This window comes from Mycobacterium sp. GA-0227b, assembly GCF_001499855.1.
GTDB lineage: Bacteria > Actinomycetota > Actinomycetes > Mycobacteriales > Mycobacteriaceae > Mycobacterium.
This window is the reverse complement of sequence record NZ_LQIK01000029.1, coordinates 272,192-285,035: the sequence shown is the minus strand read 5'-3', so window position 1 is coordinate 285,035 and position 12,844 is coordinate 272,192. Positions and strand designations below refer to the sequence as shown.

Genomic DNA, 12,844 nt, shown 5'->3' with positions numbered 1-12,844 from the left:
AGCATTACTGTACGTCTAACCGTATAGCTTGAGATGGACGGATTCCACGGTGACCGGTACGGCCGACGACGGGGCGGTGGCGACATCGCGCGACGAAGCGATCCTGCGCATCACAGTCGATCGGCCGGCGCGGCGTAACTCATTGAGCCACACGATGATCGACGATCTCGTGACGATCTTGACCTCGGCGGCCAGCGACGACTCCCTGCGCGCGGTGCACATCCGCGGCGGCGGATCGGACTTCTGCGCCGGCGCGGACTGGGTGGCCACGAATGCTGATGGACGACGCCCCCGCAGCGGCGATCTCACCCGGCGCATCCCCCATGCCGCGAACCGGGTGGTCGAGCTGGTGCACACCATCCAGTTGCCGGTGGTGTGCACGGTGCGCGGCTGGGCAGCCGGCCTCGGCTGCAACCTCGCTCTGGCAGCCGACTTCGCCGTCGCAGCGGAGGATGCGGTGTTCTGGGAGCCGTTCATCGGCCGCGGCTTCAGCCCCGACTCGGGTTCGACCTGGCTGCTGCCGCGGCTCGTCGGATTGGCGCGGGCACGACGAATGCTGCTGCTCGGCGAGAAGGTCAGCGGCACCGAGGCATTCGAGTGGGGGCTGATCCACCGCGCGGTCGCAGAGACGGAAGTCGATGCCGCGAGCGACGAACTCCTCGACCGGCTGGCGTCCGGCCCGACCGTGGCCATCGGGCTGGCCAAGCAGGCAATCCAGTACGGCCAGCACGCCACATTGCCGCAGGCCATGAACCAGGAGCTGTACGGATTGGAGCTGTCCTGCCGCACCGCGGATTTCAAAGAAGGCCTGGCGGCGTTCCGTGACAAGCGCCCGCCGGAATTCCAAGGGCGCTGACGATAGGAACCGCAATTGTCCACCAATTTCGCTGACATCACCTACGAGGTCGACGGGCACAAGGCCACGATCACGTTGAACCGGCCCAACGCGCTGAACGCGCTGAGCCCCCACATGATCACCGAACTACGCACCGCCTACGAAGACGCCGAGAACGACGACGACGTCTGGATCGTCATCGTTACGGGCACCGGCAGGGCGTTCTGCACGGGCGCCGACGTCGGCGAGATCCCCGAGGACGGCCGGGTGATCTACGAACGCCCCTATCTGTCCACTTACGACCAATGGGAGGCGCCGCAGGAGGGCACGCCGCCGTTCCGGCGGATGGCCAAGCCGGTCATCACCGCGGTCAACGGATTGTGCTGCGGCGCAGGGCTGGACTGGATCACCACCGGAGACATCGCGATCGCTTCGGACCGGGCGACGTTCTTCGACCCGCACGTGAGCATTGGGCTGGTGGCCGCCCGCGAGATGGTCCGGCTGGCCCGGGTGTTGCCCCGCAACATCGCGCTGAGAATGGCGCTGATGGGCAAACACGAACGGATGAGCGCGCAGCGGGCCTACGAGCTTGGCATGATCAGCGAAGTGGTAGAGCACGAGCGGCTGCTCGAACGCGCACACGAGATCGCCGACATCGTGAACTCGAATGCCCCGCTGGCCGTTCGTGGCACCCGCCTGACGATCCACAAGACACTGGATCTGCCGCTGCACGAGGCCGAAATCCTCGCCGAGACGTTTCGCGAGCGCGTTGTGCGCACCGAGGACGCTCTCGAGGGACCGAAGGCCTTCATGGAGAAGCGTCTCCCGAACTGGCAGTGCCGATGACGAAGCCGATGACGACGTTCGAAACGCTCCTGCTCCACGTCGACGCCACCGACCGGGTCGCGACCATCACGCTGAACCGCCCCGACTCACTCAACGCGTTCAATCGCACGATGTGCGAGGAGATGTCGCGTGCATGGGGCCTGGTCAAGGCCGACGAATCCGTCAACGCGGTGGTGCTTCGCGCCGCTGGCGAGCGGGCGTTCAGCGTCGGGCTGGACATCAAGACGCCGTACGGCCAGCCCGACAACGTCTGGAACCACGAGGATCCCGGCGAGCACCTCAGCCCGAAATGGCAGAAGATGTGGAAGCCGGTGGTGTGCGCGGTGCAGGGCATGTGCACGGCCGGTGCGTTCTACTTCGTCAACGAGGCAGACGTGGTGATCTGCTCCGAGGACGCCACGTTCTTCGACTCCCACGTCAGCGCCGGCCTGGTCTGCGCGCTGGAGCCGATCGGGCTGATGCGTCGGGTCGGTCTGGCCGAGACACTGCGGATCGCGCTGATGGGCAACGAGGAGCGCGTGAGCGCGCACACCGCGCAGCAGATCGGGTTGGTGACCGAAGTGGTGCCCGGCGACCGGCTGTGGGCGCGCGCGCACGAGATCGCCGCGACCATTGCCGCCAAACCGCCTTCTGCGACGCAGGGCACGGTCAAGGCGATCTGGGAGTCGCTGGACAAGCCCTACCGCGCCGCGATGGAGCAGAACTTGATCTACACCAGGCTGGGAAACCCGTTGGGGCAAGCCGAACTGGCCGCCCAACCAGCGCCACCTCGACCCTCTCCGAGAATCCGCTGATGAGCGAACACCGGCTCAGCGAGCGTATCCGCGACGTCATCGGCATCCGCCCGCAGGCATCGGCGATCGAATACGACGGCGAGTGGATCACCTGGGGCCAGGTGGGCAGCCTCGCCGGTCAGATCGAAGCGGTCGGCGTGCGCGGCGGTCGGATCGGGATGCTGTTGCGCAACAGCCCGGCCCATGTCGCGAGCTTCCTTGGCGTGTTACTGGCCGGCGGAACCGTCGTCGTCGTCAACCCGTCGCGCGGTGACGACCGCATCACGGCCGACATCGCGGAGTTGAAGCTTCCACTGGTGATCGGCGAGCGCGACGACCTGACCCGGTTTGTGCCCGCCGGCACCGGCACCGTGGCGATCTCCTCGGTCGCCGAACCTATCGAGACGTCGGATGCCGTCGCCCTTCCGCCGGGCCAATCCGACGTCGCAGTCCAAATGCTCACCAGCGGCACCACCGGGCCTCCGAAGCGGGTCGACCTCACCTATGACATGTTGGCGCACAGCGTGTTCGCCGATTCACCGACGCCGACCGAACTGCGACGCGGCGTGGCGATCGTCAATGCGCCGCTGGTGCACATCGGCGGCGTGTTCCGCGTCCTCCAGTGTGTCTGTGAAGGCCGGCCGTTCGCGCTACTCGACCGCTTCGAACTGGACCGCTGGGCCGATGCGGTGCGCCGGCACCGGCCGCGGACGGTGTCCCTGGTGCCTGCGGCGCTGCGCACCGTACTGCACTCGGAGCTGACCCGCGACGACCTCGCCAGCATCCGCGCGGTCACATCGGGAACCGCGCCGCTGTCCGCCGAGGACGCCGACGCGTTCACCGAAAAGTTCGGCATACCGGTCCTGACATCGTACGCCGCAACCGAATTCGGTGGCGGCGTCGCCGGCTGGACGTTGCCGGACTACCAGCGGTACTGGCAGGCCAAGCGGGGCAGCGTCGGCCGGGCCAGCCTGGGCGCGCAACTGCGGGTCGTCGACGAACGCGGTGATCCGCTCGGTCCGGATGAGCCGGGCCTGCTGGAGGTCAAACCCGGGCAGTTGGGGCCGGACGCGAACTGGATGCGCACCACGGACATGGCGCGCATCGATGCCGACGGCTTCCTGTGGATTCTGGGGCGTGCCGACCAGGCGATCATCCGGGGCGGCTTCAAGATCATGCCCGACGACGTGCGCACCGCGTTGGAGAGCCATCCCGCGGTGCACAGCGCCGCCGTGGTGGGCAGGCCCGATGATCGTCTCGGTGAAACACCGGTGGCGATGGTGGAACTGCGAGAGCCGGTCGACGCCACGATGCTCGAGGAGTTCCTGCGAACACGGCTGGCGCGCTACGAGATTCCCACCGATATAGCAATCGTCGAGCAGATGCCCCGTACACCGTCGGGCAAGCCCGACCTCAGCGAGGTGCGCCGGTACTTCGCCGATTCCGTCGACCATGCGTGAGCACACCGTCGGCGCGGTGCTGAGCGCCCAGACGGATGCGCGCGGCGACCATCCCTTGTTGATCTGTGACGCAGAGCGGTTGAGCTACGCCGACGCCGAACGGCGCTCGGCCCGACTGGCCCGCGGCTTGATCGCGCTCGGCGCAGGCAAGGGCACACACATCGGCGTGCTGTATCCGAACGGCCCGGCGTTCGTCGTCGCGATGCTGGCCGCCGCGCGCATCGGCGCCGTGGTGATCCCCGTCTCGACGTTCGCGACCGCGACCGAGATGCGACAGCAGCTCGACCACGCCGACGTCGAACTTCTGTTGGCCGCTTCGTCTTACCGCTCACACGACTACCGCCGGCGGCTGGCCGGTATACGGCTTCCGCTGCTGCGTCACGTGCTCATCGACTGGGAACCGACGGCGTTGGCCGACGCCGAACTCCTGACCGCTCTCGAGGGCGACGTCGAACCCTCCGACGTGCTTGCGATCGTGTACACGTCGGGATCGACCAGCACGCCGAAGGGTGCGGTGCACACGCACGCCGGCCTACTCGCCCACCAGGTGGTCCTCAACGACATCCGCGGACTGACCTCTGAAGAGAAGTTGTTCAGCAACTCGCCGTTCTTCTGGATCGGCGGCTTCGCGTTCTCGGTGCTCGCCACGTTGCTGGCCGGTGCAACGCTGTTGTGTTCCAACGCCGTCGACGCGGGCGAGACACTCGATCTGCTGGAGGCCGAGAAGCCGACGATGACCAACGGCTTCGTTGCGGGCATCGCCCACCTGGCCCGGCATCCGAGCCTGCCGAGCCGCGACCTGTCGTCGATGCGGCGTGGCAACCTGTACCCGATCATGGCCCCCTACGTGCGTCCCGCCGACCCCGAGTTGCGTCACACGATGCTCGGCATGACGGAAGCCGGCAGTGTCATCCTGGCCAGCGCCGACGAAGCCGACCAGCCCGAGCATCGCCGCGGGTCCTTTGGCCGGCCGGTGGCCGGATTCGACGTCAAGGTCATCGATCCCGACACGGTGCAGCCCGTCGGCGTCGGCGAGGTCGGCGAACTATGCGCCCGCGGACCGTTCATGATGCAGCGGTACTACAAGCGCAGCCGCGAGGAGTGTTTCGACGTCGACGGGTGGTTTCACACCGGCGACCTTGTCCGCACGGACATCGACGGCTTCTTCTACTTCGTCGGGCGGCGCGGCACGATGATCAAGACGGCGGGCGCCAATGTCGCGCCCGCGGAGGTGGAGCGGGCGATCGCGAAGGTCACCGGCGGCACCGTCGCACACGTGGTCGGTCTGCCCGACGCGGAACGCGGCCAACTCGTCGCCGCCGTCATCGCGCTGGAAGACGGCGACACATTCGACGAGACAACTTGTCGCGAGCGCCTGAAGAGCGAGCTGTCGGCCTACAAGATTCCCCGGCGGTTCGCCGCCGTGCCGGCCTCCCGTATTCCCGTGCTGTCCAGCGGAAAGATCAACCTGTCGAAGCTGATCGAGGTGCTCGATGCGTGAAACCGTCGACGCGTTGGTGCGATTACGCGCCGCCGAGGACAGCGCAAAGCCGATGGTGATCGATCCCTCGACGCGCATCACCTACTCCGAATTGGAGTCCAGTAGCAGGCAATTAGCGGCCGCGTTCGTGGCCGCCGGTGTCGGCAAGGGCACCCGGGTCGGCTTGATCATGCCCAACTGTGCCGAGTGGGTGCGGAACGCGGTCGCGCTGACCCGTATCGGCGCTGTTCTCGTGCCGCTGAGCACACTGCTGCAAGCCCCGGAACTGGTCGCTCAGCTTCGTATGGCGTCGGTGCAGTTCCTCGTGACGGTCGAGGAGTTCCGCGGCCACCGCTACCTCGACGACCTTTCCGCCGAACGGGGCAACCTTCCTGCGCTGCGCGAAGTTTGGCGCGCCGGCCGACTCCCGGCAGGCGGCTCGGCACCGGTCGACGAGATTGCCGCTGCCGTCACCCCCAGCGACACGCTGGCGATCATGTTCACCTCGGGCAGCAGCGGCCCACCCAAGGGCGTGATCCATTCACACGGAAACGCTTTGGGCGCGGTGCGGGCGGGGCTGACGGCGCGGTGCATTGACGCCGACACCCGGCTGTATCTGCCGATGCCGTTCTTCTGGGTCGGCGGATTCGGCAGCGGAATCCTCTCGGCGTTGCTGGCGGGCGCCACACTGGTCACCGAGGAGATTCCCCGGCCGGAGACCACGCTGCGCCTCGTCGAACGCGAACGCGTCACGTTGTTTCGCGGCTGGCCCGACCAGGCGGAGGCACTGGCACGCCAATCCGCCTCTGTCGGAGCCGATCTGTCCTCGCTGCGGCCCGGAAGCCTGCCGGCGCTGCTACCGCCAGAGCAGCGTGGCGAACCGGGCGCACGGGCGAACCTGTTCGGCATGACCGAGTCATTCGGCCCGCATTGCGGCTATCCGGCCGACACCGACATGCCCAGGTCGGCTTGGGGCAGTTGCGGAAAACCGTTCGACGGCATGGAGATTCGGATCGTCGACCCCGACACCGGTGAACCGGTCCCGGGCGGCTCGATCGGCATGATCCAGATCCGGGGACCGCACCTCATGCGCGGAATCTGCCGGCGCAGCAGAGAAGAGGTCTTCACTCCCGACGGCTACTACCCCACCGGCGACCTCGGCCACCTGGACGACGACGGCTTCCTGTTCTACCACGGCCGGTGCGACGACATGTTCAAGGTCAGCGGCGCCACCGTGTACCCCAGCGAGGTCGAACAGGCGCTGCGCAGCGTCGACGGCGTGCAGCAGGCATTCGTCACCGACGTGGACGGCGCCGTCGGCGCCGTTGTGATCTCCGGGCGTCCCGTCGACGAGTTGCGGGCGGAGGCCCGAAAGCGGTTGAGCGCCTTCAAGGTCCCGACGGTGTGGCATGTCACCGACTCGGACGACGCCATCCCACGCAAGGCTACGGGCAAGGTCGATGTACGCGCGCTGCGGGCGTTACTGGACGAGCTTGGTGAGACGCGAAGCTAGCTGACCACGCCCCGCTCGGTGAGGTGGTCGATCAACGGCTTCGCGCCGGCGGCCAGGTGTTCCGACATCGCCGCGCGGGCAAGGTCTTCGTCGTGGCAGGCGAGTGCCTTGAGCAGCCGCCGGTGATGCTCGTTCGACTTCTCCGGCCAACCGGTTATCACGGGAAACACCGATTCGGGTGCGTACCGGGTGATCTGGGACATCAGCTGCGCGAGCTTCGGTGAGTCGGCCGCGACGTTGATCGCGCGGTGGAACTCGTGGTTGAGCCGGACGGCCTGCTCGTCGTCGCCGGCGGCGTACGCCCCCTCGAGATCGGATTGAATTCGCTCGAGCTCCCGCAACTGCTCGTCGGTGATGTTGACCGCGGCCCGCGCGGCGAGTTCACCACCGATGTGCGCCTGCACATTCGACACGTCGGTGAGATCGCGGCCCGTCACCGGCAGCACGACGAACCCGCGGCGCGGCTGCTGCGCGAGCAGACCCTCGGCCTTCAGCTCGAACAGCGCCTCGCGCACCGGGGTGACGCTGATGCCCAGTTCCGCCGCCAGCTGATCGAGTCGCACATACTCACCGGCAGCATAGGTGCCATCAAAGATGCGCTTTCGCACGAACCGCGCGACATCCTCGGCCAGTTGCGGCCGAAACGTGAAATCCGAGGCCGACACCGTCACACCTGGTAGTCCGCGAGCAGCCGCTTGCTGATGATGTTCTTCTGGATCTCGCTGGTGCCCTCGCCGATCAACAGGAACGGCGCATCGCGCATCAACCGCTCGATCTCGTACTCCTTGGAGTAGCCGTAGCCGCCGTGAATGCGAAAGCTCTGCTGGGTGACCTCCGTACAGAACTCGCTCGCAAGGTACTTCGCCATTCCGGCCGCGACGTCGTTGCGTTCACCGGAGTCCTTCAGCCGCGCGGCATTGACCATCATCAGGTGGGCAGCCTCGACTTTGGTTGCCATCTCCGCCAATTGGAACGCGATGGCCTGATGCTCGGCGATCGGCTTGCCGAATGTCTGCCGCTGCTGGGCGTAGCGCACGGCGAGCTCGAAGGCGCGGATACCCACGCCGCAAGCCCGCGCCGACACGTTGACCCGGCCCACCTCGATACCGTCCATCATCTGGAAGAACCCCTGGCCGGGCGCCTCACCGAGCACGTCGTCGCCTTGGGCCACATAGCCGTCGAAGAGCAACTCGGTGGTGTCGATGCCCTTGTACCCGAGCTTGTCGAGCTTGCCGGGGATCGTCAACCCGGGCACGACTTCCCCGTAGCCGACCGGCTTTTCGACGAGGAAAGCGGTCAGGTTCCGATGCGGCTTGTCGGCGCCCTCGTCGGTGCGCACCAGCACCGCGATCAACGTCGACGTGCCGCCGTTGGTCAGCCACATCTTCTGCCCGTCGATGCGGTAGGTGCCGTCGGCGTTGCGGATCGCTCGGGTGCGGATCGCGGCGACATCGGAACCCAGTTCGGGTTCCGACATCGAGAACGCCCCACGGGTCTCGCCGGTCGCCATCCGCGGCAGGTAGCGCTGCTTCTGCGCCTCGGTGCCGTGCTGGCGCAGCATGTAGGCGACGATGAAATGGGTGTTGAGCACCCCGGAGATGCTCATCCAGCCGCGGGCAAGCTCTTCCACACACAGCGCATAGGTCAACAGCGATTCCCCGAGCCCGCCGTACTCCTCGGGAATCATCAAGCCGAACAGACCCATCTCCCGCATCTGGTCGACGATCGCCTGCGGATAGGTGTCGGTCTTCTCGAACTCCGGCGCGTTCGGGATGATCTCCTTCTCGACGAACTGGCGCACCGTAGCGAGGATTTCTGTCTGCACTTCGGTGAGCCCCACGGTCTGAGCGAGTTTCGTCATGCGCCGACCCTTTCGAACACCGCGGCCAACCCCTGACCCCCGCCGATGCACATGGTTTCCAATCCGTAGCGGGCGCCGCGCCTGGTCAACTCGCGCGCCAGCGTCGCCAGCATTCGCCCGCCCGTCGCGCCGACCGGGTGCCCGAGCGAGATGCCCGAGCCGTGGACGTTCGTGCGGTCCCGGTCGGCCGCGCCGAAGTTCCACTCCCGCATCACAGCGAGCGCCTGCGCGGCGAACGCCTCGTTCAACTCGATCAGATCCATGTCGGCGAGCGTCAGTCCGGCCTTGGACAGCGCCACCTCCGTGGCGGGCACCGGTCCGATGCCCATCACGTTCGGGGCCACCCCGGCCGACGCCCATGACACCAGGCGGACCAGCGGGGTCAGCCCCAGCTGGTCGGCTTTCTCCGGGGAGGTCACCACGCACATCGACGCGGCGTCGTTTTGGCCGCTCGCATTGCCTGCGGTGACGGTCGCCTCCGGATCCTCACGGCCCAGAACGGGTTTCAGCTTCGCCAGCGACTCGACCGAGGTGTCCGGACGCGGATGCTCGTCGGTGTCGATCAGCTCCTCCCCCTGGCGGCTGCGCACGGCGACCGGCACGATCTCCTCGGCCAGGATGCCGTCCATCTGGGCGGCCACCGCGCGCTGATGAGACGTCACTGCGAGCTCGTCCTGCTCCTGTCGCGAGATGCCGTACTGACGGCGCAGGTTCTCCGCGGTCTCGAGCATGCCGCCGGGCACCGGATAGTGCCGGCCGCCGGCGGTGGTGCGTCCGCGTGCCAGCGAGTCGTGCAGCATGACGCCGCCGCGTGCCGGACCCCAGCGGATGTCGGTCGAGTAAAACGTCACATTGCTCATGCTCTCCGCGCCGCCGGCGACCACAACGTCGTTGTCGCCGAACGCAACCTGCAAGCAGGCCTGGATGACGGCCTGCAGGCCCGAGCCGCACCGCCGGTCGACCTGCATGCCGGGAACGGTCACCGGCAGGCCCGCGTCCAGGGCCACCACACGCCCGATCGCGGGCGCCTCGCTGCTCGGATAGCAATGCCCGAGAATGACGTCTTCGACTGCGGCAGGATCGATTCCGGTCCGGTCGAGCAGACCCTTGAGCGCCGCGACGCCGAGTTCGACGGCCGTCAGCGACTTGAACATGCCGCCGTAGCGGCCGATCGGGGTGCGTACCGGCTCGCAGATGACCGCGTCGCGCATCAGATGTGCCTTCCGCCGGTGACCTCGAGGACGGTGCCGGTCATGTACGACGACAAGTCGCTGGCCAAGAACAGCGCGACCTTCGCCACCTCGTCCGGTTCGCCCGCGCGGCCCATCGGCACCTCCGCGAGCTTCTGATCCCAGATGTGTTGCGGCATGGCCTCAGTCATCGCCGACCGGATCAGTCCGGGCTGGATCGCGTTGACCCGCACGCCGAGATGCGCCAGTTCCTTGGCGGCCGCTTTCGTCATGCCGACGATGCCGGCCTTGGCCGCCGAGTAGTTGGTCTGCCCGACGAGACCGACCTTGCCCGAGATCGACGACATGTTGACGATCGCGCCACGCTTGTTCTCGCGCATGATCGCCGCGGCCGCCTTCAACCCATTCCATGTGCCCTTCAAGTGCACGGCGATGACCTGATCGAACTGGTCCTCGGTCATCTTGCGAAGTGTCGCGTCGCGGGTGATTCCGGCGTTGTTCACCATGATGTCGAGACCACCGAACCGCTCCACCGCCGCGGCGACGAGTGCCGAGACGTCGTCGGCCTTGGTCACATCGCTGCGCACCGCCAGCGCCACCTGATCGCCCCCGAGTCGCTTGGCCGCCTCCTCCGTCGCACCCAGGTCGAGGTCGCCCAGCACCACGCGGGCGCCCTCGGCGATGAACCGCTCCGCGATGGCATAGCCGAGGCCCTGCGCACCGCCGGTGACGACGGCCGTCTGTCCCGTCAACAACGACACCTAGCTCACCCTTCTTGTCACTCGGAGCCCATCGAGGGCGCCATCGGTCCAACATCATATTTCATATATGATCGCGCCGATCCGGGGTACCGAACGTTGAAGAAGTAGAAGGAGCACCAGGCGATGACGACGTCCGAGGTCAGCGACGAGGACTTCCAGGAGATCCTGGCGCAGACTCGTCACTTCATCCGGACCGCGGTGATCCCGCGGGAACAGGAGATCCTGACCAGCGACCGGGTGCCCGACGACCTGCGCGAGCAGGTCAAGAAGATGGGACTGTTCGGCTACGCGATCCCTCAGGAGTGGGGCGGTCTGGGGCTGAACCTGTCGCAGGACGTCGAACTGGCGATGGAACTCGGTTACACCTCACTGGCCCTGCGGTCGATGTTCGGCACCAACAACGGCATCGCCGGGCAGGTCCTCGTCGGGTTCGGCACCGATGAACAGAAAGCGCGATGGCTCGAGTCGATGGCGACCGGCGACGTCGTCGCGTCGTTCGCGCTGACCGAACCCGGCGCCGGCTCCAACCCGGCCGGTCTGCGCACCAAAGCCGTTCAGCACGAAGCTGATTGGGTGATCACCGGGCAGAAGCGGTTCATCACCAACGCGCCGATGGCCGACCTGTTCGTCGTGTTCGCGCGCACGCGCCCGGCCGACGCGGACGGCGCCGGAATCGCGGTGTTCCTGGTGCCCGCCGACAGCGCGGGGGTCCACGTCGGTGTCAAGGACGCGAAGATGGGTCAGGAAGGGGCGTGGACGGCCGACGTCAGCTTCGACGACGTGCGCGTGCCGGCCGAGGCCCTCGTCGGCGGCAGCGAGGACATCGGCTACCGCGCCGCGATGATCTCGTTGGCACGCGGGCGGGTGCACATCGCCGCGCTGGCCGTCGGGGCCGCACAGCGTGCGCTCGACGAGTCGGTGGCCTACGCCGCCACCGCGACACAGGGCGGTATCCCGATCGGCGACTTCCAACTGGTACAGGCGATGCTCGCCGACCAGCAGACCGGCGTACTGGCCGGCCGCGCACTTGTCCGCGACACCGCACGGAAGTGGGTCACCGGCGAGGACCGCCGATTGGCCCCGTCGGCGGCGAAGCTGTTCTGCACCGAAATGGTCGGCGAGGTAGCCGATCTCGCCGTCCAGATCCACGGTGGCAGCGGCTACATGCGCGAGGTTCCCGTCGAGCGCATATATCGCGACGTCCGACTGCTGCGGCTCTACGAGGGCACCAGTGAGATCCAACGGCTCATCATCGGGTCGAACCTCGTCAAGTCCGCACAGCGGGAGAACACATGACCGCCCAAAGGCTCTCCGGCAGAGTGGCTTTCATCACCGGCGCGGCCCGGGGCCAGGGGCGCGCACACGCCGTGCGGATGGCCAGTGAGGGCGCCGACGTCATCGCGGTCGACATCGCCGGGAAGCTGCCCGCCTGCGTGCCTTACGACCCTGCGACGCCGGAGGACCTCGCCGAGACCGTCCGACTGGTCGAGGCCACCGGGCGCCAAATCCTGACCTCCGTCGTCGACGTCCGCGACATCGATGGCCTGCGCGACGCGGTCGACGAGGGCGTCGCAAGGTTCGGGCGACTCGACGTCATCGTCGCCAATGCCGGGGTGTCGGCCCCGCAGACGTGGGATGCCATCTCACCCGAAGATTTTCGAGATGTCATGGACATCAACGTGACCGGCACGTGGAACACCGTGATGGCCGGAGCGCAGAAGATCATCGACGGCGGCAGGGGCGGCTCGATCATCCTGATCAGTTCGGCCGCCGGCATCAAGATGCAGCCGTTCATGGTGCACTACACCGCCAGCAAGCACGCCGTCACCGGGATGGCGCGGGCGTTCGCAGCCGAGCTGGGCCGTTACTCGGTGCGGGTCAACAGCGTCCACCCGGGAGCGGTCAACACGCTGATGGGCAGTGGCGACATGATCGGGTCGCTGGGTCGCGCGATCGAAACCTATCCGCAACTGGCGCAGATGATCACGCCCTTCTTACCCACATGGGCGGCCGAGCCAGAAGACATCGCCGACGCGGTCTGCTGGCTGGCCAGCGACGAGTCGAAAAACGTGACCGCTGCGGCGATCTCGATCGATCAGGGCATGACGCAGTACTGATCGCCTGC

Annotated in this window: 12 protein-coding genes; 8 read left to right on the top strand and 4 right to left on the bottom strand. The window is 67.1% G+C overall.

Going from position 1 to position 12,844, the window contains the following annotated elements; translation table 11 throughout:
* Window positions 1–49 precede the first annotated feature (49 nt).
* Genes AU185_RS17200 through AU185_RS17175 form a run of 6 tightly spaced genes read left to right on the top strand, consistent with a single transcriptional unit; the run spans window position 50 to window position 6,907 of the window.
* Window positions 50–856, top strand: coding sequence for an enoyl-CoA hydratase/isomerase family protein (locus AU185_RS17200; RefSeq protein WP_059100892.1), 807 nt, complete (start codon window positions 50–52; stop codon window positions 854–856).
* 15 nt (window positions 857–871) lie between these two features.
* The gene (locus AU185_RS17195; protein ID WP_059100893.1) at window positions 872–1,681 is read left to right on the top strand and encodes an enoyl-CoA hydratase/isomerase family protein; all 810 of its coding nucleotides are present in this window, start codon (window positions 872–874) and stop codon (window positions 1,679–1,681) included.
* On the top strand, window positions 1,678–2,475 hold the full coding sequence (locus tag AU185_RS17190; RefSeq protein ID WP_502687783.1) for an enoyl-CoA hydratase/isomerase family protein: 798 nt from the start codon (window positions 1,678–1,680) through the stop codon (window positions 2,473–2,475). The genes AU185_RS17195 and AU185_RS17190 overlap by 4 nt, the downstream gene beginning before the upstream one ends.
* Window positions 2,475–3,914, top strand: coding sequence for a class I adenylate-forming enzyme family protein (locus tag AU185_RS17185; protein WP_059100894.1), 1,440 nt, complete (start codon window positions 2,475–2,477; stop codon window positions 3,912–3,914). The genes AU185_RS17190 and AU185_RS17185 overlap by 1 nt, the downstream gene beginning before the upstream one ends.
* Window positions 3,907–5,415: a class I adenylate-forming enzyme family protein gene (locus tag AU185_RS17180; RefSeq protein WP_059100895.1), complete on the top strand. Its 1,509-nt coding sequence runs from the start codon at window positions 3,907–3,909 to the stop codon at window positions 5,413–5,415. Before AU185_RS17185 ends, AU185_RS17180 begins: the two co-directional genes overlap by 8 nt.
* Window positions 5,408–6,907 (top strand): class I adenylate-forming enzyme family protein, encoded by a 1,500-nt coding sequence (locus AU185_RS17175; RefSeq protein ID WP_059100896.1) that lies wholly within the window; start codon window positions 5,408–5,410, stop codon window positions 6,905–6,907. Before AU185_RS17180 ends, AU185_RS17175 begins: the two co-directional genes overlap by 8 nt.
* On the opposite strand, the gene AU185_RS17170 is transcribed toward AU185_RS17175, so the two are convergent.
* Genes AU185_RS17170 through fabG form a run of 4 tightly spaced genes read right to left on the bottom strand, consistent with a single transcriptional unit; the run spans window position 6,904 to window position 10,719 of the window.
* Window positions 6,904–7,572 (bottom strand): GntR family transcriptional regulator, encoded by a 669-nt coding sequence (locus tag AU185_RS17170; RefSeq protein WP_059101131.1) that lies wholly within the window; start codon window positions 7,570–7,572, stop codon window positions 6,904–6,906. The genes AU185_RS17175 and AU185_RS17170 overlap by 4 nt on opposite strands.
* Before the next feature lie 2 nt (window positions 7,573–7,574).
* Window positions 7,575–8,768 carry an acyl-CoA dehydrogenase family protein gene (locus AU185_RS17165; protein WP_059100897.1) on the bottom strand — a complete coding sequence of 398 codons (1,194 nt, stop codon included), beginning with the start codon at window positions 8,766–8,768 and terminating at the stop codon, window positions 7,575–7,577.
* Window positions 8,765–9,979 carry an acetyl-CoA C-acetyltransferase gene (locus AU185_RS17160; protein WP_059100898.1) on the bottom strand — a complete coding sequence of 405 codons (1,215 nt, stop codon included), beginning with the start codon at window positions 9,977–9,979 and terminating at the stop codon, window positions 8,765–8,767. Before AU185_RS17160 ends, AU185_RS17165 begins: the two co-directional genes overlap by 4 nt.
* Complete coding sequence (gene fabG, locus AU185_RS17155) at window positions 9,979–10,719, bottom strand: 3-oxoacyl-ACP reductase FabG (RefSeq protein WP_059100899.1); 741 nt, start codon at window positions 10,717–10,719, stop codon at window positions 9,979–9,981. Before fabG ends, AU185_RS17160 begins: the two co-directional genes overlap by 1 nt.
* Window positions 10,720–10,842: 123 nt before the next feature.
* Here fabG and AU185_RS17150 point away from each other — a divergent pair, with 123 nt between their 5' ends.
* Window positions 10,843–12,015 (top strand): acyl-CoA dehydrogenase family protein, encoded by a 1,173-nt coding sequence (locus tag AU185_RS17150; protein ID WP_059100900.1) that lies wholly within the window; start codon window positions 10,843–10,845, stop codon window positions 12,013–12,015.
* Window positions 12,012–12,836: a mycofactocin-coupled SDR family oxidoreductase gene (locus tag AU185_RS17145; protein WP_059100901.1), complete on the top strand. Its 825-nt coding sequence runs from the start codon at window positions 12,012–12,014 to the stop codon at window positions 12,834–12,836. The genes AU185_RS17150 and AU185_RS17145 overlap by 4 nt, the downstream gene beginning before the upstream one ends.
* Window positions 12,837–12,844: the final 8 nt, after the last annotated feature.

Excerpts from the sequence above, each read along its gene's own strand:
- AU185_RS17190 (WP_502687783.1), top strand. The coding sequence starts at position 1,678 with ATGACGAAGCCGATGACGACGTTCGAAACGCTCCTGCTCCACGTCGAC.
- AU185_RS17185 (WP_059100894.1), top strand. The coding sequence starts at position 2,475 with ATGAGCGAACACCGGCTCAGCGAGCGTATCCGCGACGTCATCGGCATC.
- AU185_RS17180 (WP_059100895.1), top strand. The coding sequence starts at position 3,907 with ATGCGTGAGCACACCGTCGGCGCGGTGCTGAGCGCCCAGACGGATGCG.
- AU185_RS17175 (WP_059100896.1), top strand. The coding sequence starts at position 5,408 with ATGCGTGAAACCGTCGACGCGTTGGTGCGATTACGCGCCGCCGAGGAC.
- AU185_RS17165 (WP_059100897.1), bottom strand. The coding sequence starts at position 8,768 with ATGACGAAACTCGCTCAGACCGTGGGGCTCACCGAAGTGCAGACAGAA.
- AU185_RS17160 (WP_059100898.1), bottom strand. The coding sequence starts at position 9,979 with ATGCGCGACGCGGTCATCTGCGAGCCGGTACGCACCCCGATCGGCCGC.
- AU185_RS17150 (WP_059100900.1), top strand. The coding sequence starts at position 10,843 with ATGACGACGTCCGAGGTCAGCGACGAGGACTTCCAGGAGATCCTGGCG.
- AU185_RS17145 (WP_059100901.1), top strand. The coding sequence starts at position 12,012 with ATGACCGCCCAAAGGCTCTCCGGCAGAGTGGCTTTCATCACCGGCGCG.